The 19,888-nt window shown below is 61.6% G+C and carries 25 protein-coding genes; 10 read left to right on the forward strand and 15 right to left on the reverse strand.

Annotated features, from left to right (window positions below; genetic code table 11):
• Window positions 1-49: 49 nt before the first annotated feature.
• The 3 genes from proP to P3C29_RS01925 all read right to left on the reverse strand — a co-directional run bounded on the left by proP (window position 50) and on the right by P3C29_RS01925 (window position 3,154).
• Window positions 50-1,552, reverse strand: coding sequence for a glycine betaine/L-proline transporter ProP (proP, locus tag P3C29_RS01915; protein ID WP_275963791.1), 1,503 nt, complete (start codon window positions 1,550-1,552; stop codon window positions 50-52).
• A gap of 129 nt (window positions 1,553-1,681) precedes the next feature.
• Entirely contained in the window at window positions 1,682-2,572 is an 891-nt protein-coding gene (locus tag P3C29_RS01920; protein WP_010175899.1) for a bestrophin family ion channel, read from the reverse strand.
• A 75-nt stretch (window positions 2,573-2,647) separates the two neighbouring features.
• Window positions 2,648-3,154: a GNAT family N-acetyltransferase gene (locus P3C29_RS01925; RefSeq protein ID WP_275963792.1), complete on the reverse strand. Its 507-nt coding sequence runs from the start codon at window positions 3,152-3,154 to the stop codon at window positions 2,648-2,650.
• Between the two features lie 95 nt (window positions 3,155-3,249).
• Between P3C29_RS01925 and P3C29_RS01930 the strand changes: the two genes are divergently transcribed.
• Window positions 3,250-3,945 carry a tRNA (adenine(22)-N(1))-methyltransferase TrmK gene (locus P3C29_RS01930; protein ID WP_010175896.1) on the forward strand — a complete coding sequence of 232 codons (696 nt, stop codon included), beginning with the start codon at window positions 3,250-3,252 and terminating at the stop codon, window positions 3,943-3,945.
• Window positions 3,946-3,948: 3 nt separating this feature from the next.
• On the opposite strand, the gene P3C29_RS01935 is transcribed toward P3C29_RS01930, so the two are convergent.
• Complete coding sequence (locus tag P3C29_RS01935; RefSeq protein WP_275963793.1) at window positions 3,949-4,815, reverse strand: aldo/keto reductase family oxidoreductase; 867 nt, start codon at window positions 4,813-4,815, stop codon at window positions 3,949-3,951.
• A 71-nt stretch (window positions 4,816-4,886) separates the two neighbouring features.
• On the opposite strand from P3C29_RS01935, the gene P3C29_RS01940 reads away from it, so the two are divergent.
• The 4 genes from P3C29_RS01940 (at window position 4,887) to P3C29_RS01955 (ending at window position 7,467) form a co-directional block, all read left to right on the forward strand.
• Window positions 4,887-5,543, forward strand: coding sequence for a TetR/AcrR family transcriptional regulator (locus tag P3C29_RS01940; RefSeq protein ID WP_242487030.1), 657 nt, complete (start codon window positions 4,887-4,889; stop codon window positions 5,541-5,543).
• A 45-nt stretch (window positions 5,544-5,588) separates the two neighbouring features.
• Complete coding sequence (locus P3C29_RS01945) at window positions 5,589-6,017, forward strand: Sbal_3080 family lipoprotein (protein ID WP_201122635.1); 429 nt, start codon at window positions 5,589-5,591, stop codon at window positions 6,015-6,017.
• A gap of 35 nt (window positions 6,018-6,052) precedes the next feature.
• Complete coding sequence (locus P3C29_RS01950; protein ID WP_207201850.1) at window positions 6,053-6,445, forward strand: DUF2846 domain-containing protein; 393 nt, start codon at window positions 6,053-6,055, stop codon at window positions 6,443-6,445.
• Between the two features lie 158 nt (window positions 6,446-6,603).
• Entirely contained in the window at window positions 6,604-7,467 is an 864-nt protein-coding gene (locus tag P3C29_RS01955; protein ID WP_275963794.1) for a DNA/RNA non-specific endonuclease, read from the forward strand.
• 19 nt (window positions 7,468-7,486) lie between these two features.
• Here P3C29_RS01955 and P3C29_RS01960 read toward each other — a convergent pair whose 3' ends face one another.
• From P3C29_RS01960 to P3C29_RS01990, 7 genes are all read right to left on the reverse strand, one after another.
• Window positions 7,487-7,666, reverse strand: coding sequence for a DUF1289 domain-containing protein (locus tag P3C29_RS01960; RefSeq protein WP_169387589.1), 180 nt, complete (start codon window positions 7,664-7,666; stop codon window positions 7,487-7,489).
• A 4-nt stretch (window positions 7,667-7,670) separates the two neighbouring features.
• The gene (locus P3C29_RS01965) at window positions 7,671-8,042 is read right to left on the reverse strand and encodes a hypothetical protein (protein ID WP_169387590.1); all 372 of its coding nucleotides are present in this window, start codon (window positions 8,040-8,042) and stop codon (window positions 7,671-7,673) included.
• A gap of 176 nt (window positions 8,043-8,218) precedes the next feature.
• A complete protein-coding gene (locus P3C29_RS01970) occupies window positions 8,219-9,433 on the reverse strand; it encodes an MFS transporter (protein ID WP_010175886.1) in 1,215 nt (404 codons plus the stop codon).
• A gap of 5 nt (window positions 9,434-9,438) precedes the next feature.
• Complete coding sequence (locus P3C29_RS01975; protein ID WP_010175884.1) at window positions 9,439-9,768, reverse strand: hypothetical protein; 330 nt, start codon at window positions 9,766-9,768, stop codon at window positions 9,439-9,441.
• Window positions 9,769-9,770: 2 nt separating this feature from the next.
• On the reverse strand, window positions 9,771-10,334 hold the full coding sequence (locus P3C29_RS01980; RefSeq protein ID WP_275963795.1) for a cysteine hydrolase: 564 nt from the start codon (window positions 10,332-10,334) through the stop codon (window positions 9,771-9,773).
• 28 nt (window positions 10,335-10,362) lie between these two features.
• On the reverse strand, window positions 10,363-10,815 hold the full coding sequence (locus tag P3C29_RS01985) for a MarR family transcriptional regulator (RefSeq protein ID WP_201122640.1): 453 nt from the start codon (window positions 10,813-10,815) through the stop codon (window positions 10,363-10,365).
• A gap of 73 nt (window positions 10,816-10,888) precedes the next feature.
• Entirely contained in the window at window positions 10,889-11,695 is an 807-nt protein-coding gene (locus tag P3C29_RS01990) for a helix-turn-helix transcriptional regulator (RefSeq protein WP_275963796.1), read from the reverse strand.
• A gap of 124 nt (window positions 11,696-11,819) precedes the next feature.
• Between P3C29_RS01990 and P3C29_RS01995 the strand changes: the two genes are divergently transcribed.
• From P3C29_RS01995 to P3C29_RS02005, 3 genes are all read left to right on the forward strand, one after another.
• Window positions 11,820-12,740: a DMT family transporter gene (locus P3C29_RS01995; protein WP_275963797.1), complete on the forward strand. Its 921-nt coding sequence runs from the start codon at window positions 11,820-11,822 to the stop codon at window positions 12,738-12,740.
• A gap of 43 nt (window positions 12,741-12,783) precedes the next feature.
• Window positions 12,784-13,464, forward strand: coding sequence for a DUF695 domain-containing protein (locus P3C29_RS02000; protein ID WP_275963798.1), 681 nt, complete (start codon window positions 12,784-12,786; stop codon window positions 13,462-13,464).
• Between the two features lie 133 nt (window positions 13,465-13,597).
• Window positions 13,598-14,707: a beta-eliminating lyase-related protein gene (locus P3C29_RS02005; RefSeq protein WP_275963799.1), complete on the forward strand. Its 1,110-nt coding sequence runs from the start codon at window positions 13,598-13,600 to the stop codon at window positions 14,705-14,707.
• Window positions 14,708-14,721: 14 nt separating this feature from the next.
• Here P3C29_RS02005 and P3C29_RS02010 read toward each other — a convergent pair whose 3' ends face one another.
• Window positions 14,722-15,717, reverse strand: coding sequence for an AraC family transcriptional regulator (locus P3C29_RS02010; protein ID WP_275963800.1), 996 nt, complete (start codon window positions 15,715-15,717; stop codon window positions 14,722-14,724).
• 65 nt (window positions 15,718-15,782) lie between these two features.
• Here P3C29_RS02010 and P3C29_RS02015 point away from each other — a divergent pair, with 65 nt between their 5' ends.
• Window positions 15,783-17,015: an MFS transporter gene (locus P3C29_RS02015; RefSeq protein WP_275963801.1), complete on the forward strand. Its 1,233-nt coding sequence runs from the start codon at window positions 15,783-15,785 to the stop codon at window positions 17,013-17,015.
• Window positions 17,016-17,085: 70 nt separating this feature from the next.
• Here P3C29_RS02015 and P3C29_RS02020 read toward each other — a convergent pair whose 3' ends face one another.
• Genes P3C29_RS02020 through P3C29_RS02030 form a run of 3 tightly spaced genes read right to left on the reverse strand, consistent with a single transcriptional unit; the run spans window position 17,086 to window position 19,083 of the window.
• Window positions 17,086-17,571, reverse strand: a complete 486-nt coding sequence (locus tag P3C29_RS02020) for a MaoC family dehydratase (protein ID WP_010175864.1) — start codon at window positions 17,569-17,571, stop codon at window positions 17,086-17,088.
• Between the two features lie 30 nt (window positions 17,572-17,601).
• The gene (gene panB, locus P3C29_RS02025; protein ID WP_275963802.1) at window positions 17,602-18,441 is read right to left on the reverse strand and encodes a 3-methyl-2-oxobutanoate hydroxymethyltransferase; all 840 of its coding nucleotides are present in this window, start codon (window positions 18,439-18,441) and stop codon (window positions 17,602-17,604) included.
• 24 nt (window positions 18,442-18,465) lie between these two features.
• Window positions 18,466-19,083 carry a LysE family translocator gene (locus tag P3C29_RS02030; RefSeq protein ID WP_275963803.1) on the reverse strand — a complete coding sequence of 206 codons (618 nt, stop codon included), beginning with the start codon at window positions 19,081-19,083 and terminating at the stop codon, window positions 18,466-18,468.
• Window positions 19,084-19,272: 189 nt separating this feature from the next.
• Here P3C29_RS02030 and P3C29_RS02035 point away from each other — a divergent pair, with 189 nt between their 5' ends.
• Window positions 19,273-19,725: an Lrp/AsnC family transcriptional regulator gene (locus P3C29_RS02035; protein ID WP_169387601.1), complete on the forward strand. Its 453-nt coding sequence runs from the start codon at window positions 19,273-19,275 to the stop codon at window positions 19,723-19,725.
• Window positions 19,726-19,888 lie beyond the last annotated feature (163 nt).

A 19,888-nucleotide genomic window follows, 5' to 3' on the forward strand; every position in this document is an offset into this window, starting at 1 on the left:
TGCTGCTTGCGCGTTAGTTCACCCGCTATTCGTTTCCAAATATGTTGCGTCAGTTGATGCGTGGATGTTGCTGCACCAGGTTTTCACGCTTGGCTTCCAGCTCGGCGATTTGCGCGTCGATATCTTCGATCTTCTGCTCGATATTATCTTCGTGCTCCTGCAGCAGCTCCTTGGCTTCCTCGATATCCGACGCCGCCGGTGCCGCACCGCGCAGGGGGTTGTTGGCGGTTTCCTTCATGGTCAGGGCGGTGAAAAGCCCCAGTACGGCGAATACCATCAGGTAATAGGCCGGCATGTACAGGTTGTTGGTGGTCTCCACCAGCCAGGCCATGGCGGTTGGCGTGAGGCCGGCAATCAGGATCGAGATGTTGAAGGCGCTGGCCAGCGCGCTGTAGCGGATGTGGGTAGGGAACATCGCCGGCAGGGTGGACGCCATCACGCCGATAAAGAAGTTGAGTACCACCGCAATGATCAGCAGCCCCGAGAAAATCAGCCCGAGCTTGCCGCTGTTGATCAGCATGAACGCCGGAATGGCGAGAAAGAACAGCGCGATGCTGCCGAACAGAATGAAGGGTTTGCGCCCGATCTTGTCGCTGACAAAGCCAATCATCGGCTGCACGAACAACATGCCGACCATGATCGCGATGATGATCAACACGCCGTGGTTTTCGCTGTAGTGCAGGTTGTGCGACAGGTAGCTCGGCATGTAGGTGAGCAGCATGTAGTACGTGACGTTGGTCACCACCACCACGCCGACACAGGTCATCAGGCTGCGCCAGTGTTTGGTGGCGACTTCCTTGAACGAGACTTTCGGGCCGCCCGCCAAGCCTTCGCGATCGCCTTGTTCGAGTTGTTCCACATGCTGTTGGAAGGCCGGTGTTTCTTCCAGTGCATGCCGCAAGTAGAGCCCGATCATGCCCAGCGGCAGCGCGAGGAAGAACGGCAGGCGCCAGCCCCAGGACTGGAACGCCTCTTCGCCGATCACTGCAGAAATCAGCACCACCACGCCCGCGCCGAGGACGAAGCCGGCGATGGAGCCGAAGTCCAGCCAACTGCCGAGGAAGCCGCGCTTGCGGTCCGGGGCGTATTCGGCGACGAAGATCGAGGCACCGGTGTATTCGCCGCCCACCGAGAAGCCCTGGGCCATCTTGGCCAGCAGCAACAGGATCGGCGCCCAGATGCCGATCGAGTCATACGAGGGGATCAGCCCGATGGCGAAAGTGCTCAGGGACATGATCACGATGGTCGCCGCGAGGACCTTTTGCCGGCCGTATTTGTCCCCCAGTCGGCCGAAGAACAGGCCGCCCAACGGACGGATCAGGAAGGGCACCGAGAAGGTCGCCAGGGCGGCGATCATCTGTACGCTGGGGGACGCCTCGGGGAAGAACACCTTGCCCAGCACATAGGCGACAAAGCCATACACCCCGAAGTCGAACCATTCCATGGCGTTGCCCAGCGCAGCGGCGGTGATCGCCTTGCGCATCTTGGCGTCGTCGACGATGGTGATGTCATCCAATCCAATCGGATTGACGGTTTTCTTGCGTGATTTCATGGGAATTACTCAGCCGCGGGTCCATTTCGATGCCACTGTTTTGGTGGCATGCGCTTAATGGGTCAGATACATGCGGACACTGAATAATTCACCACTGGCCGGTTTTTTTTGTTATCGGCCCGGCAAGGATCAACTGATCCGGTCGCCACCCAGGGAATCACGCTGCATCGATTGCAGGTTTTTCTCGATGGTCTCGCACAGGGCTTCCATCTGGATCTGGTGCTCGCTGTCCCGGAACGGGCTTTGCAAATCGGTGCCGATGCGTTCGATGGCCAGCAACATAAAGCCCACCACCGTGGAGGCCAGCGGGGTGAACCAGCCCAGGGATTCCACCAGACCCACCGGCACGATCAGGCAGAACAGCGAAATAAACAGCCGCGGGAAATACACGTAAGGGTAGGGCAGCGGCGTATTCGCGATACGTTCCATGCCGCCCTGGCTGTTGGACAAGTCCACCAGGGTCGACTCCAGCCGCGCCAGGCGAATGCTGTCGAGGCGCCCGGCCTTGTATTCCTGGGCCAGCAGGGCCGCGGAACCGTTGAGGATGTCGTTGGCAAAGTTATTGGTGGTGGTGCTGCGGGTGAACTCTGCGGCCGGCAGAAACGCCCGAATCTCATCCGGGCACGGCTGGCCTCGCAGGTGCGCCGCGAGGCAGTTCACATAGGCCACGTGACGGCGCAGCAAGGTCGCTTTTATCGGGTTGATCTCGTGGCCCGGGTCATCCAGCAACGTCAGGACCTGCCGGGCGAAGCTGCGGGAATTGTTGACCATCGCCCCCCACAGCGTGCGCGCTTCCCACCAGCGGTTGTAGGCGCTGCTGTTGCGGAAACTGATCAGCACCACCAGCGCCGAGCCGAGCAGCGTGAGGGGCATCAGCGGCAGGTTGATCTTGCTGTTGAGGAACAGCATGAAATCCACGGTGACGGCGATATCCCAGAGCAGCAGCCAGAACAGCGCCCAGCCCACATAGCCCATGGTCTTGATGATCAGGCGGTATTTTTTGACGATGGCAGCTTTCAAACGGAAACCTCGTGGCGAGCAGTAAGCATCAGTGCCCTAGCTCGGACGGTGTTTTCCGGGTAAAGGTTCGCGTCTTCAGGTCTGGAGTGTCAGGACGAAGCGCTTTTCGGCAGGAGCCTGGTCGCCCGGAGCAGGCTGTTCAGCCACGAATCCGCAGCGCTGCAGCACTTTTTGTGAGCCCACGTTTTCCGGGAATACATACGCCACCAATTGCGTCAGCGCCCAACGTGCCTGTGCCTGCTGGATAAGATGCTTGAGTGCCTGAGTGGCCAGCCCTTGCCCGCATGCTTGCTCACCCACGCGATAACCGACTTCGGCAGAACCCTTCGGTGAGTCGATGCTTTTCAGATTGGCGCGGCCGACGATTTCGCCGCTGGCGTCCTCGATCACAAACGGGTGCCAGGCGCCCAGGGCGAAGTCGGCCAGGTAGGCCTGGATGTGCTCGGCCACACCCTGTACGGAATAGAACGAAGGCTCGCGTGCATCAATATGCGACTCGAACCACTCACGGTTGCGGGATTCGAAGGCCAGCAAGGCTTCAGTGTCCGTACTGCTCAGCTCGCGAACCTTAAATGACGTCATCGATCACCTCTTCCTGGCAATTTGTGCGGTGAGCAAGCATACCCCATCAGTTATCCTGAGCAGACGAGCCCATTCGTGGCAAAAAGGAACGGCAGTTGAACGAACACACATTGTCCATGCGCCTGGAGCGCGTGGCAGCCCATGTACCCGCCGGTGCGCGCCTGGCGGATATCGGCTCCGACCACGGCTACCTGCCGGTGGCGTTGATGCGTCGCGGCGCCATCGCAGCAGCGGTGGCGGGCGAGGTGGCGTTGACGCCGTTTCGTGCGGCCGAGCGTACGGTGCGCGAGAACGAACTGGAGCCCTACATCAGCGTGCGCCTGGCCAGTGGCCTGGCGGCGATCGAGCCGGGCGACGGGATCACCGCGATCAGTATCTGCGGCATGGGCGGCGAGACCATCCGCGACATCCTCGACAGTGACAAGGCGCGCCTCAACGGCCAGGAGCGCCTGGTCCTGCAACCCAACGGCGGCGAGCAACCCTTGCGGCAATGGTTGATGGAAAACGGTTACTCCATCGTCTGCGAGGAACTGCTGCGGGAGAACCGCTTCTTCTACGAGATCATCGTGGCCGAGCGCGCCGAGCCTGTGAGCTACACCGCCGAACAACTGTACTTCGGCCCGCTGCAAATGCAGGCCCGCAGCCCGGAGTTCCTGCTCAAGTGGCAGCGCATCCTGCGCCACAAACACCAGACCCTGAACGACTTTGCCCAGGCGCGGCAGGCGGTACCCGAGGACAAGGTGCAAGAGGTCGCGCAACAAGCCCGGTGGATTACCGAGCTGCTGGCGTGAGGGTCAGCCCGCGAGGGTGTTCAGCTCGGCCAGCACATCATCCGAAAGCTCCAGTTCGCCCACCGCGAGGTTTTCACGCAAATGGGGGACCGAGGATGTTCCGGGAATCAGCAGGACGTTGGGCGAGCGACGCAGCAACCACGCCAGCGCCAATTGCATCGGTGCGACGCCAAGCCGCTGCGCAACGTTCGACAACACCGCTGACTGCACCGGCGAGAATCCGCCCAGCGGGAAGTACGGCACATAGGCAATGCCTTCCAGGGCCAACTCGTCGATCAGCGCGTTATCGTGTTGATGGGCGATGTTGTAGAGGTTCTGGACACACACGAAACGCACGAGTTTTCGCGCTTCGGCCACCTGGGTGGGCGTGACGTTGCTGATGCCGATATGGCGTATCAGCCCCTGTTGTTGCAGCTCGGCGATGGCGCTCAGGGGTTCTTCGATCGAGCCTTCGGCAGTGCCCATCACGCCGTGCATGGCCCGCACATTGACCACGTCCAGCACGTCCAGGCCCAGGTTGCGCAGGTTGTCATGCACAGCCTGCGTCAGCTCGGCCTTCGACGACGCGTTGAACCAGCCGCCATCGGCGCCACGACGGGCGCCCACCTTGGTGACGATCGTGAGGTCGTCTTTATACGGGTGCAACGCCTCGCGGATAATCTGATTGGTGATGTGCGGTCCGTAGAAGTCGCTGGTGTCGATATGGTTCACGCCGCAGGCGACGGCCTCGCGCAACACAGCGAGCGCTGCATCACGGTCTTTTGGCGGGCCAAATACCCCAGGGCCAGCCAATTGCATGGCGCCGTAACCGACGCGGTTGACGGTGCGATCACCGAGAGTGAAGGTGCTGCGGTTTCCTGAGCGGGTCATGGCGGTGGCTCTTGCTTGACGGGAGGAAGCCTATAATATGAAGGATCCTTCAGGTTTAGAATTCGCATTCCATGAGCACTCCCAAAGCCTCCCTAAAGCCAAGAAAATCAGCGGTCCAGGCGCGCTCGGCGGCGACGGTCGAGGCGCTGCACACGGCGACCCTTCAGGTTCTGACGGCTCAGGGACTGGTCCGCTGCACCACGACCCGCGTGGCCGAGCGCGCGGGCATGTCGGTGGGCAGTCTCTATCAGTACTATCCGAACCGCGATGCACTCCTGGCGGCAGTCCTGGAAAAGCATTTGGTGCACGTGGCCGAGACCGTTGAGCAGGCCTGCGATCAACATCAGGGCGCCACGGTGGCGGAAATGGCGTCGGGGTTTGTCACGGCTTTTCTGGCGGTGAAACTCATGGACCCGACGGCGTCCAAAGCCCTCTATGCCATTGCGGCTGAGCGGGGCGGTGCGGAGCTTGTGGCGCGGATCAACAAGCGGATGGTGGGCGCCGTGGCGGCGATGTTGGGGACGGCATCGGATGCCCGTTTTGACGACCCGTTTTTAACCGCGGCCATCTCGATCAGTGCCGTGGTGGGCCCGGTGCGGACGCTGCTTGAAGGCAATGCAACGCCGGCCTATGAAGCCGGCCTGGAACAGCAGGTGACCCGGCTGCTGCGGGCTTATCTTCAAACGTTTCAGTCGCCGCCAATTGACCGCGAAAGGGCGCCAAAGTAGCATGCGGCCATTATTTTGATATCACTCTCGATTCAAGGATTGAATATGCTGTCCAGAGCCCTCACGGCAGGCCTGCTACTGGCCTTGGCCGGGTGTACCAACGTCAAGGTTGAGCCTGTCTCGCCTCAATACAACATCTCCCGGTTGTGCATCGAAGAGAACCCCAAAGTCGTGGTGGGGGACTTTGTCGATGGCCTGCAAACGCTGCTGCGCAAGCACCACATTGAAAGCCGGCTGTATGCCGCGCCGGTTCCGGGCAATTGTGAATACCGTCTGACCTACACCGCCATTCGTTCCTGGGACTTTTCTGCCTACCTGTCCGATGCCAGCGTCCGGCTCTACAAAGGCGACCAGTCCATTGGTTTTGCGCAGTACACCCTGGCGGGCGGCGGGGGCTTCGATTTGTCGAAATACAACACGGTCGAGGAAAAAATGGCACCGGTGATCAACCAGCTATTGGGGCAGGCCAAGTGAGCACATTCATAAAAAGTATCCCGGTCCTGTTGCTCATGTTGCTACTGCCAGGGTGTGGTCATACCAGCACCAGCGAACCTTATTTCGAACCGCCGCCGCCACCTCCAGGCAAGGCGCTGGTTTACCTGATGCGAACCCAGGTTATCCAGGGCAGCTTCTATGACAGCGTGTTCAGTATCGATGACAGCGCAATCGTGGGGCTGAGCAGCGAGACCTATTCCTGGGTGCTGGTCAGCCCTGGCGTGCACAAGATTTCGGCCGGACAGCAGCCGCATCCCCGGAACGTATTCCTGACGCTCTCGGTTGAGCCGGGCAAGGAATACTTCGTTGAGTACACCCAGGAGAACATGTTCGAGAAGATTCGCAAGCGGGAGACGAACGAAGGGAAAACCATGGTGCGCGGGTATTCGTATATACCGGTGAAGTGACGGCGCGGTTGCAACGACTGCGCAGGTTAACCCCGGTGCCCCGGCACTAATGTAAGGAGTGATGGTCAATAACCCCCGCACGACTGTGAGCGGTCGTGTGGCTCGGAATAGAGCCTCGCGGTACGTTTTTTCCTCCCCCCCATTTGAAGATTTAACCCATGCACCTTCGCAAAATTGCAGTTGGGCTGTCGGCCCTTGTTTTGCTCTCCACCGGGGCGCAAGCCCGTGGCCTGCTGGACCTCATCACGCCGCATCAGCAACACACCTCCCGCTCGGGCTCCATCAGTCAGGGCGCGGCCCTGGACCTCTATTCAAACCAACAGAAAAAGCCGTCGTTCGACAGTTGCGCCGACCTGTTCCCGGCCGCGCAACCGATCAACACCGCCACCGTGCCGGCCACCATGAAACCCCTGGCGCTGTGTTCCGATAATTTTGCGGTGCTCTACTCGCAAACCAGCAAGACCCCGCTGGTGGTGGTCGAGCGCCTGAATGCCGGCCAGTTGCAGGACGCCAAAGGCGAGGAGCGCACCAACCAGTTTTACCCGGACCCGCGCATTCCCAAGGGCGCGCGTGCCGAGTTGAGTGACTACCGTGGCCAACACCCGGCCGTGGACCGTGGCCATCAATCGCCGGCCGCCGATGCGCCGAGCACCAACGCCATGGCCCAATCCTTCGCGCTGTCGAACATGGTGCCGCAAGACCCCACCAACAACCGCAAGATCTGGAGCAAGGTCGAGGCGGACGTGCGCAAGTTCACCAAGCGCGCCGACGGCAATGTGTTTGTGTTCACCGGCCCGCTGTTTGACCCGGGCTACAGCACCATTGGCGACAACAAGGTCTGGGTGCCGACCCGCCTGTTCAAGCTGGTATACGACGTATCGTCCCAGCGTGCCTGGGCCTACGTGCTGCCCAACGCTGAAACCCGTATCGAGAAACCGATGGACTACGCGACGTTTGTGAAGACCACCGGGCTCAAGCTGCTGGGGAATCTGCCGGTGACGGGATCCGTTGGGCGTACTTGACGGCCTGAAACCGGGTGCGTCACTTGCCCTTTTTCAACGTCTTCAACCGCAGCGTTGCTCGCTGCACAGCGGCCATCTTCTCTGGCCGCTTCATCCTTTTCCATTTGCGAATATCGTCCTTGGTGCGTCCACAACTCACGCACAGCTCACCACTGAGCTGGCAGGTTGAGACGCACGGATTCTCGATATCTTTAGCCAAGGCTTTACCCCTTTACGGCATACAGTTTGAGCAGGCGCAGGCGCCAATCGCCGCCATGCTGCAGGTGGCATTCTTCCTCGGAGTCGAAGCGCACGTAGCGGTCCGAAGAAGGGCGATCCACCCCGGCATCCTCCAGCGCCGTGGCCGTCAGCTCGCGCATGCGCCGGTCCAGCCCGCTTGAAAGGGCCAACTCCCGGTTCGCCCGTGTATCGAACACCCAGATGACGACCAGGCTTTGGGCAAAGGCCAGGTAGTCGACTTCGTGGGTCAGCCAGTCGAAGCCGGTGATTTCGGCCTTGGCGATTTCACAGGCCTCGGTCAGGGCCGCGACCAGGCGACGTTCAATCCGGGCGCTGTCGCGTGTGTTTGAAGGCATGGTGATTCCTGGATGGGTGATGGCTGGGATGATACCCGAGAGATCAACGGTGTGAGCTGTCGAGCTTCAGCGAGGCTGCGAAGGCGGACTGGCAGGCGACATCTTTATCGACTGACAGGGCCTCTTCGCAGCCTCGCTGGGGCTCGACAGCTCCCACACTGGATTGGGTTTGCCTGTCAGATTTTCTTTGGCCGATCCAGCTTGCGCGTCATCGTATAGACCGCCACCCCGGCGGCCAGGATGCCCGAGGCCGCGCCGACGGCCAGCGCCCAACGCGGGCCAAGATGGTCGGCCACCCACCCCACAATCGGTGCACCAATCGGTGTGCCGCCAAGGGCCACGCCTACCCGCAGGGCGATCACTCGGCCGCGCATGGCGGGTTCGGTGGTGAGTTGCATCAGGCTGTTGGTGGTGTTGCTGAAGGTCAGGGCGCCCACGCCGATGATCACCAGGGCCCCGGCGAACAGCCAATAGTTCGGGGCAATCGCCGCCAACGTGCAACCCACCCCGAACACCAGCGCGCCGTACAGCAGCGACTTGAAGTGTGGCCGCTCGCGCCCGGCGGCGAGCAGCGCCCCGGCGATGGTGCCGATGGCCAGGGTCGACGTCAGCAGCCCATAGCCACGGGCATCGGCGTGGAACACGGTGACGGCCATGGTCGAGATGAAAATGGGGAAGTTCATGCCGAAGGTGCCGATCAAAAACAGCATGATCAGTATCGCCATCAGGTCCGGTCGGGCCCACACATAGCGCAAGCCTTCGGTCAGGCTGCCCTTGGTGCGCAGTGCCCGCAGGCGGGTGTGCAGGCCGGAAACCCGCAGCAGAAACAGCGAGGCCAGCACCGCGAAAAAGCTCGCGCCATTGAGCAGGAACGCCCAGCCGGTGCCCACCGACGCGATGGTCACCCCGGCCACGGCCGGGCCAATCATGCGGGCCATGTTGAACGAGGTGGAATTGAGCGCGATGGCGTTGGACAGGTCCGCTTCGCCCACCAGGTCTGCCACGAAAATCTGCCGCACGGGGGCGTCGAATGCCGAGGCACAGCCCGACAAAAACGCGAACGCATACACGTGCCACAGCTGCACGATGCCGGTCAGGGTAAACACCCCCAGCATCAACGCCAGCACGCCCATCACGCCCTGGGTGACGATCAGCAGCTTGCGCTTGTCGTAGTGGTCGGCGGCGAAGCCGGTCCAGGGCAGCAACAGCAATTGCGGCCCGAACTGCAACGCCATGACGATACCGACGGCCGAGGCGTTATGCGGCGTGAGTTGGGTCAGCACCAGCCAGTCCTGGGCGGTGCGTTGCATCCAGGTGCCGATATTCGACACCAGGGCACCGGCGGCCCAGATACGGTAATTGACGCTGCGCAGCGAGCGGAAAATGCCCATCGAACTCACACCGGCCTTGAGGGATTACCACCGTTGAAGCGCCCGAAATGCTGCGCCAGGAACACACTCAGCACCAAGGCCCCGAGCCCGAGGGCGAGCACATCAGCGGTGTTGTCGAGCGCGAAATCCCCGACCCGGCAGACCAGCACATAGCCGATCACCAGGTTGAGAAACCCCCAGAGCACATTCAGCGTCGAGGAAGACCGCCCTTGGCCGCGCGGCTTGGCAAATGGCGTCTGGAATGACTGGCCCATCAAGCCACTGACGCAATGCGGCACCGCGTTGGCGAGCAACACACCGCCGAAGAAGTAAGACACCAGTTCATGCCACTGCATCGTCACGCACCCCTTGTTTCAAGCAAGCCGATGATGTGTTGCGCCGTGCCGGTTTCCCCTAGCTTCGGGAACACCTGATGCAGGCTGTAGTGGTGGGCTTCGGCGTTCGCATCGGTCATGGCGTCGGTGGCCAGGGTCACGTTAAAGCCAGCCTCATAGGCCTGGCGCGCGGTGGACTCCACGCCGGTGCCGGTGGCCACCCCGGTGATCACCACTTGGGTCACGCCGAGCGCCTTCAACTGCGCCTCAAGATCGGTGCTGGCGAAGGCGCCCCAGGTGCGTTTGGTCACTACCATGTCGCCGGGTTGCTGACCGAGTTCAGGCAGCAGGTCGGCCCATCCCGGTGGAAATACATCGCTGCGCCGTGGCCGCTCTGTGCGCCCGGGTGCAAAGCCTGTGACGTTGACCAGCACCACCGGCAAGCCGCGTTCACGGAACGCATCGAGCAGTGCACGGGAGCGTTCGACCACACCGCCGATGGGGTGGATGAACGGGTACTCGGCGATGCCTTTTTGCAAGTCCACGATGATCAGCGCGGTGTTGGGATCCAGCGAGGTGACGGCCATGGAATGTCCTCAAACGGGAAGGGGTGGCTCAAAAATCGGCGAGGCGCTCCAGCAGCTTTACGGCCGCCGCGAGTTCGGCTTGTTCGTCGGCAGACAGTTGTTCCTGCAGCGCCCGCAACAGCCAATCGTCCTTGGCGGCCCGGCTGGCGATGAGGTGTTTGCGAAAGCCGGGTGTCAGCTCGATCAGGGTTTGTCGCCCATCGCTGGGGTCGGGTTTGCCCCTGATCGCTTTCATCGTTTCAAGCCCGGCCACGGTGATGCGCATGGACTGCGGGCGCACGCTCTCGGCCCGGGCCAGGGCCGAGACGGTGCTGGGCCCGTCACGGTCCAGGCGCAGCAGCACCGACTTCTGGGCGGAGGTGAAATCATTCGGATGGGTTTGTTCCCGCAGCCGGCGGATCAGCTTGCCCAGGGAGATACGCAGTTCGGCGGCCAGGGCGGCGGCGGATTGGGTTTCTGGGGTGTTGGAGGATCTGTTCATGCCCGGACATTAGCATGCGTGCAGAAAAACTGTACAGTTTAGCTGTATGAAATTTTTGTCAGAAAACCCTGCATCAACCGTCCTTGACTGACCCTAATTTTGCCTTGCGGTACTCATCGGGTGTCTCGCCCGTGAGCTTGCGGAACATGCTGATAAAGGCTGAGGAGCTGCTGTAGCCCAGGTCAAGTGCGAGGGTCTCGACGGTAACGCCACTTCGCAACAGGCTCAGCGAGTGCATCACCTTGAGCCGTTGTTTCCAGTGGTTCAGCGACATCCCCAAGTCACGCTGGCAGCGCCGCAGCAGCGTGCGCTCGGTGGCGTTGACCAGGCGCGCCCAGTCGGCCAGGGAGCGGGCGTCTGCGGGGTTCTGTTCCAGGGCTTCAAGGATGGGCGACAGCACCGGGTCATTGGAGCCGGGCAGGTAGGAGCCGACGCGGGAGGTTTGCTTCAGCTTGTCCAGCAGCACGTAGAGCAGGCGGCTGTCTTCCTCGGTTTGCACCGGCGCGGGCGGTGAGGCCCGCAGGTCGTCGAGCAAGGCGCGGATCAACGGGGTGATCGTCAACGCGCAGGCCGTGTCCGGCAAGTGTTCACACAACGGCTGCGCGATATACAGCGAAGAGTGATAAGCCTCCTGGCGATTGAGCGCCAGGTGCTCGGCCTCGGGCGGCAGCCACAGGCCAAACTGCGGCGGCACGATGAAGTGCTCGTCGGCGAGCTTGATCTCCATCACACCACTGAACGAATACACAAACTCACCCCAGGGATGGCGATGCCACGGGTAAGTCGTCAAGGCCTGCATCTGCGCGGCACGAAAGTACAGGGGGGTCGGCAGTTCATCGGTGAACGGCGCAACGACCCGGTGGGCAAATGGCTTGTTCATCAGGATCACACCGCTGCGGCCAGTCGAATGGCTATTGTGCGCTATCGCTTGTCGTTTTGGCGCTATATCCAGCCGTTCCGCAGATCGCAGACTCCGCCCATACAAACGTGGGTGGGAGAGTGTCGTGGAGAAGCGTCAGCCGATTGATGGGCCCGCTGCGGTCACCATGACGGTGATGTGCGCCATCTGGGGCCTTCAGCAGGTGGCGATCAAGGTCGCCGCGCCGGATATTGCGCCGATCTTCCAGATCGCCCTGCGCTCCGGCATTGCCGCTGTGCTGGTGGGCCTGATCCTGATCCTGCGCCGGAACAAGATGACCTTGAACCTCGACACCTGGCGCGGCGGGCTGTTGGTGGGCGCGCTGTTTGCCCTGGAATACGTGGCCGTCGGCGAGGGGCTACGTTATACGTCCGCCGCGCACATGGTGATTTTCCTGTACACGGCGCCGATCTTTGCGGCCATCGGGTTGCACGTTCGGTTCCCCAGTGAGCGGCTGACGGCGGTGCAGTGGGGCGGCATATTGCTGGCGTTTGTCGGCGTGATCGTCGCGTTTTTCGCGCCGGGTGAAAGCCATGCCTCGATGGCCGATCAGCGCTTGGGTGATGCGCTGGGCTTGTTGGGCGCGGCGGCGTGGGGCGCCACTACGGTCACCATTCGTTGCTCGCGACTGGCCGGAGCGCCGGCGCCACTGACGTTGTTTTATCAACTGGCCGGGGCGTTTGTAATCCTGGCTGCATTGGCGTGGGCCACCGGGCAAACCGGGGTGCATTTCTCGGCTATTACGGTGGCCAGCCTGGCGTTCCAGACCGTGGTGTTCTCGTTCCTGAGCCTGCTGGTGTGGTTCTGGATGCTGGGCCGTTACCTGGGATCGCGGTTGGGTGTGCTGTCGTTCATGACGCCTTTGTTTGGCGTGGTGTTCGGTGTGTGGTTGCTGGACGAGACCTTGCAGTCATCGTTCATTGTGGGCTCGGTGTTGGTGCTGGTGGGGATTGTGGTGGTGAGTGGGCATGATCTTTTGCGGCGGCGCAGCGAGGTGATGGCATAATAATGCTACTGATGATCATCACTAGCACAAGGAAAGGCGTCTCTTGCAAGCTGCATCCACACATCACCGCCTGCGACTCTTCGCACTGGCCAGCGCACTCATGGCGGGCTGCTCCAGTTCGCACACGCACACGCCCACACCGCTCGAGCTCGAGCCGTGTCTGGCACAGGGGCCGGTTAACAGCCAGGGCTACGATAACTGTCTGGCCGACCGCGCGGCGCTGCTCAGGGAGTTGCTCAAGTCGCTTAACGATCCGGGCAGCCTTCGTTACTTAGAAATTCAGCCAGCCGGCACCCCTACGTTCCAACTCTCCGACTATCCGGATACGCCCACTCCCATGACTTACAGGGGAGCTGATTCACTCTCCGCGACTGAAAGGCGCGAGCAGCCATTCAAGATCAAAGTCACCTGGAAATACCTTTCCAAGCGGTTCGGCCCGGAGCCCAGGGACCGTGTTCCCATGGAAGACATGGAGAGCCTGCTGCTGGCGGCGGCGAAGGAAAATGGCCTGGCGAAGTGGGCCTGCACGGTGACCGGTGGAAAGCAGCGGCAGTGGATCTTCTACACCCGGGATGACGCGGTGTTTATCGCACGAATCAAGTCGGTGCTGGCACCGACCGGGCCATACCCGATCGAGTTCAGCGCACGCAGGGAGTCAGGCCTGGGCACCGACGTGGACACTGCGCAAGACAGTCGTCTGACGCCGAAAAAGTGCATGGAATGATGGCGGGAGGGTTGTAGTGGTCAGTGGGCATGATGATCTTTCAAGGCTGCGCATGGCCAGGTTCGTCAAGGACTGATACGTTCACGGGGCCGGACATTCCTGCCCCTACTTTCTCCTGCACAGGCGCTCTACCGTGATACCAAACACTGAAGAAGAACGCCGCCAACTCAAGGCGGCCTGCACTGTCGAGATCAGCGGGTTTGCCGAGCCCACGCCGGCCCAGTGGTTCCAGGAAATGGCGGAGTGGGCCCAGGCCAACAACGTGTCCCATGATCATTATGGGGGCGGTGCGTTGATTGAAGGCTTTGAAGCCAAGGTGGCCGAACTGCTGGGCAAGCCTGCTGCGGTGTTCATGCCCAGCGGGGTGATGGCGCAATTGATTGCAGTCAACATCTGGAGTGAGCGAGGCAGGCTGCCGCGCTTCGGGATCCATGCGTCCTCTCATTTGCAGCTCCACGAAGAGCAGGCATTCCAGGCCTTGCTGCACTTGCACGGGGTGATGGTGGGGCACCGCTTGCGACCGATCCTGGCCGACGACCTGGCAGCGATTGCCGAGCCACTGAGCTGCCTGGTGGTTGAGCTGCCGGCCCGCGAGATCGGCGGGCAGCTGCCTGAATGGGATGAGTTGGAAGCCTTGAAAGCCACCGCTGCCGCCTCGGGTACGCCGCTGCACATGGACGGTGCCCGCCTGTGGGAAACCCGGGCCTACTACCAGCGCTCCTACGCGGAAATTGCCGAGGGTTTCTCCTCCGTCTACGTCTCGGCCTACAAAGGCCTCGGCGGAATCGCCGGCTCGCTGCTGGTTGGCGATACCGACTTTATCCAACAGGCACGCCTGTGGCGCCAACGGCTGGGGGGCACCTTGATCAAGCAGAGCCCCATGGTGGTCTCGGCGGCCATGCGCTTCGATCACCGCCTGGGGACGCTCGAGGCCTGCTATCAGCGAACCCTGAGGCTGGCGAGCTGCCTGCAGGCGATTCCCGGTATTCGTCTTCTGCCGCGCACGCCGCAGGTGAACATGCTCCACGTGTATTTCGACGCAGACCGGGCGGCACTGCTCAACGCTCGCGATGAGATTGCCCGAGAGCACGGCTATTGGCTGTTCACCCACCTGGAACCCACCGAGGTGCCGGGGTGGTGCAAGACCGAGTGTTATGTGGGTGACCGCTTATTGGGCGTGGAGGATGAGCGGGTTCTGCAACTGTTCACCGACTTGATGCGGCGAGCAACTCAAGGCGACTGATGCCAGCGCTGCCCTTAAACCAGCTGTCGCCGGCTGGCTCCCGGCGGCTGCCCGGTGACGCGCTTGAACGCCCGGCTGAACGCCGCCTGGGAGTTATAGCCGAGGCGCTGCGCCACGGTTTCGATTGGCAACCGCTCCAGCGTCAGCCACTGGCTGGCCAGGCGCATTCGAAGTTCGGTGGCGTAGCGCAGCGGTGGCAGGCCGAGGGTGCTTTGAAAGTGCTGGGCGAACACCGAGCGGGAGGTGTGACATTGCGCCGCCAGTTCCTCCACCGTCCAATCGCGCCCCGGCTGTTGATGCAACGCCAACAGGGCCTTGGCCAGGCGCGGGTCGCGTAACGCGGCTACCAGCCCGGACGCATTCCCGCACGCACATTCAACCCAGCCTCGAACCACCATGGCCGCCACCACGTCTGCCAGGCGCGCAAGGATGCCGGCGAAGCCGATGCGGGCGCTGCTGACTTCACGCTCCATGGCCGCCAGGATCGGCATCAGCCCCGGATAACGCTGGCCCTTGGCGTCGATCAGCATGAGGTCCGGCATCAGGCGGCCAAGGCCCTGCAAACTCCCCAGCTCAAACTCCATGCAGCCGCTGAAGAGCAGGGTGCTTTGATCCTCGCCCCCATCGAGCCGGGCATCCACCGCACACACCGCATCACCGAGGGACGCCGCATCAAAGCTGTCGATGGCTTGCACCGGCACCTCCGGGCTGGACAACAACTGGTGGGCGCCCCCATGGGAGATAAATACCGCATTGCCAGGCGTCAGCTCGTATGGCGTGCCGTCCTCGGTACGCAGGGTGACGCAGCCGGCGGCGATAAGGTGGAAGTAGGCGTGCCCGGGTTTGGCCGGGAAACCCAGGCCAAACGCCGGCCCGGCCTGGATACGCCGGTACTCGACACCCCGCAGGCGCATGCCGCGCAGCAGCTCGTTGATGAGGTCAGAGGACACGTCGAACGGTTCTGGAGGCATCATTTCCGGGGTTTCGGTAAAGGATTCAAGATTTTGCATCATAGATCATCCTGCTCTTCGTACCTAGACTTCCGGTCGCGATAACTTTTAGAGGATGTCTGGTGATGAGCAATAGTGTGTGTGATGCAGTATCCGGTGTGGAGGCCGCCCCTGCGGCACCCGCGTGGATGGCGGTGTTTTCGTTGGCGATGGGTGTGTTCGGATTGCTCACGGCGGAGTACCTGCCGGCCAGTTTGCTGACGCCGATGGCGGCCGAACTCGGCGTCTCGGAAGCGTTGGCCGGGCAGGCGGTGACGGTCACGGCCGTGGTGGCGTTGTTCGCCGGGCTGCTGGTGCCGGGCCTGACCCGCGGCGTCGATCGGCGTGTGGTGCTGCTGGCCTTCAGTGCGCTGATGATCTGTTCCAACCTGCTGGTGGCGGTCTCGTCGAGCCTGACGGTGCTGCTGCTGATGCGGGTGTTGTTGGGCGTCGCACTCGGTGGCTTCTGGAGCATGGCGGCGGCGGTGGCGATGCGGCTGGTCCCGGCGGCGCTGCTGCCGCGTGCATTGTCGATCATCTTCAGCGGCATCGCGGTGGGCACGGTCGTGGCCGTACCGCTGGGCAGCTTTTTGGGCGGTCTTTATGGATGGCGCAGCGCGTTCCTGGCCGCTGCTGCCGTGGGAGGCGTGACCCTGGTTTTCCAGCTGTTCACATTGCCGTCTCTCGCACCCCGCAGGACCGCACGCTTGAGGACAGTGCTCGACGTACTGCTGCGCCCGGGCATCGCCGTGGGCATGTTGGGGTGCGTGTTGGTGCACACCGGGCACTTCGCGTTGTTCACCTACATCCGGCCCTTCCTGGAAAGCACCACCGGTGTCGACGCCGAAGGGCTGGCGCTGATGTTGCTGGGCTTCGGTGTGGCGAACTTTGCCGGCACGCTGCTGGCCGGATGGCTACTGGTGCGTCTGCCCCGCGGCACGCTGGTGCTGATGCCGGCACTGGTCGGCGTGGCGGCACTCGCCCTGGCACTGTTGCCGGCGACCGTGACGGGCCAGGTGGGGTTGTTGATGCTCTGGGGCCTGGCGTTTGGCGGTGTACCGGTGGCCTGGTCGAACTGGGTGGCGCGGGCGGTGCCCGATCAGGCCGAAAGCGCCGGCGGCATGGTGGTGGCCTCGGTGCAGTCGGCGATTGCCGCCGGGGCGGCGGCGGGCGGCGCGATGTTCAGCTTCAGTGGGATTGACGGGGTGTTTGTTGCGGCGGGTGTGTTGATGCTGTTGGCGGCGCTGTTGATTGCGTTGAAGGTGAAGGTTGATGCGCCTGGGCAAGGCGCAGAGGCGGGAGCAGCGTTTCATCTTTGAAAAAATACCTGGGGGAAAGGGGCGTATGGACGGTCGAGGTAGACCGATCCGTTCGCCCCCTTTCCATCAATCAACCCTCGGGGCGGGCAGCACCATTGGTGGGGTCTCCTTCAGCGAGCATCTGACCAAGGCGTTCACGTTGTTCAGCACTGGGCAGCACACCCGTCGTTGTCGCCTCCAGTACCGTGATGCCTTCTGCGTTGACTATCCGCACTTCGGCCTTTGCATGCCCTTGCTCATCGATGCCTGCGATGAGCCAGTGGCAGGTGATCAGGTCGCCCGCGTACACGGGGCGCTTGAACTCGAAACTCATGCCTGTCGCCAGCCAACCCATTTGCCCACCCACTTCGGTGACGAGACTGGCTGTCAGCAGGCCATGGGCTATGGGCCTCTTGAACCCGCGCAACGCAGCGTACGGGGTGTCGCAATGCACCGGGTTGTAGTCGCGGGAAATCTGCGCAAACTGACGAATGTCATCTTCTGAAAAACAACGCATGACCGTGAACTGGTCTCCAACCTGCAGACCTTCGGCGGCACGTTCTCTTGGGCTTGTCATACAGGCTCCTTGAAAGGTGAGGGCGGGAAGCTAAAACGTATGCTCGGGGCCTGGAAACGCTCCTGTACTCACCTCGAGTGCAAAGTCCTTTGCCGCATTGTGCAGTACCGAACGCAGGTCAGCGTATTGCTTGACGAACCGCGGCAGGCGACCAGTGCGGAGTCCGGCCATGTCCTGCCAGACCAGCACTTGTGCATCGCACTGGTTGCCAGCGCCAATCCCGACGGTTGGAATCGAAACCGCCTCGGTGATCGCTCGACCCACATCACCGGGCACCATCTCAATCAAAATGGCGAATGCACCGGCGGCTTCAAAGGCCTTGGCAACGTCTATCAGGCGCTGTGCATCTTCGTCACGACCCTGCACACGATAGCCGCCCAGTTGATGCTCCTGCTGTGGCGTAAAACCGATGTGCGCCATGACAGGTATGCCTGAACGGGTGAGCATCTCGACCTGAGGCAGCACCTCGGTCCCGCCTTCCAGTTTCACCGCGTGTGCACCGGCTTCTTTCATGAAACGAGCAGCCGTATGAAAACACTGCTCCGACGATGCCTGGTAAGACCCGAAGGGCAGATCGGCAATGACCAGTGCCTGCCGGGTCGAACGGCTGACCGCGCGAACCAGAGGGATAAGTTCGTCAACGGTGACGGCCAACGTGGATTCGTTGCCGTACACATTGTTGGAGGCGGAGTCACCCACCAGCAGCACCTGTATTCCGGCCTCTTCAAAAATAATGGCGCTGTACATGTCATACGCAGTGAGCATCGCCCATTTCTGGCCCTCTCTCTTCATCTGTTTCAGATGGGGAATCCGGACTCGGGTCTGTCGGGCGAGCGGTGCGCTGCCGTACGGCGAAGGTTGGTTGTTCATGGTGTCTGTCTCGCTGATGGAAAGTTAGTCCAGCACTTGTTCGGTAAGCAACGTCACTGCGATAAGGAGCATGGCTGTCCCGGAGAACCGGCTGACCCAGTGCGCTGCGGCGGGGCGTGTGCGCAGTACGACGTGTGAGCCAAACCCAACCAACAGATAAACAACGCCACAACTGAGGGTGTGTACGAGCCCCAGCACGATCATCTGCATCGGCACGGGCCAGGGCGCCGTGGCATCGGCAAATTGAGGCAGGAGCGCCAGGAACAGCAGGAAGACTTTCGGGTTCAGGCCACTGATGCAAAGCCCCTTGAGCATCCAGCGCGTCCATGAGCCGGACGCTTGAACGTCATCCGCCCGGGGCGCGGCGGGGCGAAGGAGCATATTGAGGCCCAACCAAAACAAGTAACCCGCGCCGGCCACCGTCAGCACTGACAGGGCCACCGGGTGGCTGGCGACCAGCGTGCCAACACCTGCGGCAACCACCAGCGTGGCGATCAAATGACCGGACAGCAGGCCCGCCACGGCGGGTACGACGACTCGATGTTTCAGCCCCGCAGAAATCGCATAGGCCCAATCCGCACCGGGCGTAATGACGAACAGAATCGACATCGCCCAGAAGGCTGCAAAGGTACTGAAACTCATGCCGTCCCCCGCGCCCATTCGTGACTCACCGCTTTATTCATCATCCTGCCTGTCCTTTCAAAAGCCGTCCCTCGGGTTTTTTAATGCGGGGCACGGTGGTTAATAACGGGAGGAAGATTAGTGAAATATGGTTAGAATTTGCTCTCAAAGCATGCTGTTATTGTGTCTTGTAAGGGGAGAAAGTTCTGATTGGACAGAATAGACCGGAAGATTCTTGCTGAACTGCAACGGGATGGGCGACTTTCCGTCACGGAATTGGCCGAGCGCGTAGGGTTGAGTCTCTCTCCTTGCCATCGGCGGGTGCGGGCACTGGAAGAGTCTGGTGTGTTGCTCGGCTATCGGGCGCAGCTTGATCCCGTTGCGTTGGGCCTGAACTTTTCCGCCATGGTGTTTGCCACGCTCCGAGACGGCAACCGGCAAGCAGTCGAGGCGTTCGAGACAGCACTCATGGATATCCCGCAGGTGGTCGATGCCCAGAGGCTGTTCGGGGAGCCGGACTACCTGCTGCACGTGATTGCCCAGGACTTGCCCGCCTTCCAAAGACTTTACGACGAGAGACTTTCCACACTGCCCAATGTGCAACGGCTGACCTCCACCCTGGTGATGAAGCGGGTCATTCAAGACCGGGCGCTACCGTTGTAACTGGCGCACTACGTGCTCTTTACTTCAGCGCCCGCGCAGCGGTTACGCACACAGTCGGTGACAGCACTATTCCATCATGAAGAGGGCTAAAGAGTTGGTGAAATCAATTCATTATTACTCAGTCAATGGCTCAGCCTAAAATACCTCTTAATTATAGATAATA

It is taken from the genome of Pseudomonas sp. 1912-s, assembly GCF_029269205.1.
Classification (GTDB): domain Bacteria; phylum Pseudomonadota; class Gammaproteobacteria; order Pseudomonadales; family Pseudomonadaceae; genus Aquipseudomonas.

Bases quoted from the DNA above. Each gene is read 5' to 3' on its own strand.
- proP (WP_275963791.1), bottom strand. From the start codon at position 1,552: ATGAAATCACGCAAGAAAACCGTCAATCCGATTGGATTGGATGACATC.
- P3C29_RS01925 (WP_275963792.1), bottom strand. From the start codon at position 3,154: ATGACGTCATTTAAGGTTCGCGAGCTGAGCAGTACGGACACTGAAGCC.
- P3C29_RS01935 (WP_275963793.1), bottom strand. From the start codon at position 4,815: ATGACCCGCTCAGGAAACCGCAGCACCTTCACTCTCGGTGATCGCACC.
- P3C29_RS01940 (WP_242487030.1), top strand. From the start codon at position 4,887: ATGAGCACTCCCAAAGCCTCCCTAAAGCCAAGAAAATCAGCGGTCCAG.
- P3C29_RS01945 (WP_201122635.1), top strand. From the start codon at position 5,589: ATGCTGTCCAGAGCCCTCACGGCAGGCCTGCTACTGGCCTTGGCCGGG.
- P3C29_RS01950 (WP_207201850.1), top strand. From the start codon at position 6,053: ATGTTGCTACTGCCAGGGTGTGGTCATACCAGCACCAGCGAACCTTAT.
- P3C29_RS01955 (WP_275963794.1), top strand. From the start codon at position 6,604: ATGCACCTTCGCAAAATTGCAGTTGGGCTGTCGGCCCTTGTTTTGCTC.
- P3C29_RS01965 (WP_169387590.1), bottom strand. From the start codon at position 8,042: ATGCCTTCAAACACACGCGACAGCGCCCGGATTGAACGTCGCCTGGTC.
- P3C29_RS01970 (WP_010175886.1), bottom strand. From the start codon at position 9,433: ATGGGCATTTTCCGCTCGCTGCGCAGCGTCAATTACCGTATCTGGGCC.
- P3C29_RS01975 (WP_010175884.1), bottom strand. From the start codon at position 9,768: ATGCAGTGGCATGAACTGGTGTCTTACTTCTTCGGCGGTGTGTTGCTC.
- P3C29_RS01980 (WP_275963795.1), bottom strand. From the start codon at position 10,334: ATGGCCGTCACCTCGCTGGATCCCAACACCGCGCTGATCATCGTGGAC.
- P3C29_RS01985 (WP_201122640.1), bottom strand. From the start codon at position 10,815: ATGAACAGATCCTCCAACACCCCAGAAACCCAATCCGCCGCCGCCCTG.
- P3C29_RS01990 (WP_275963796.1), bottom strand. From the start codon at position 11,695: ATGAACAAGCCATTTGCCCACCGGGTCGTTGCGCCGTTCACCGATGAA.
- P3C29_RS02010 (WP_275963800.1), bottom strand. From the start codon at position 15,717: ATGCAAAATCTTGAATCCTTTACCGAAACCCCGGAAATGATGCCTCCA.
- P3C29_RS02015 (WP_275963801.1), top strand. From the start codon at position 15,783: ATGAGCAATAGTGTGTGTGATGCAGTATCCGGTGTGGAGGCCGCCCCT.
- P3C29_RS02020 (WP_010175864.1), bottom strand. From the start codon at position 17,571: ATGACAAGCCCAAGAGAACGTGCCGCCGAAGGTCTGCAGGTTGGAGAC.
- panB (WP_275963802.1), bottom strand. From the start codon at position 18,441: ATGAACAACCAACCTTCGCCGTACGGCAGCGCACCGCTCGCCCGACAG.
- P3C29_RS02030 (WP_275963803.1), bottom strand. From the start codon at position 19,083: ATGAGTTTCAGTACCTTTGCAGCCTTCTGGGCGATGTCGATTCTGTTC.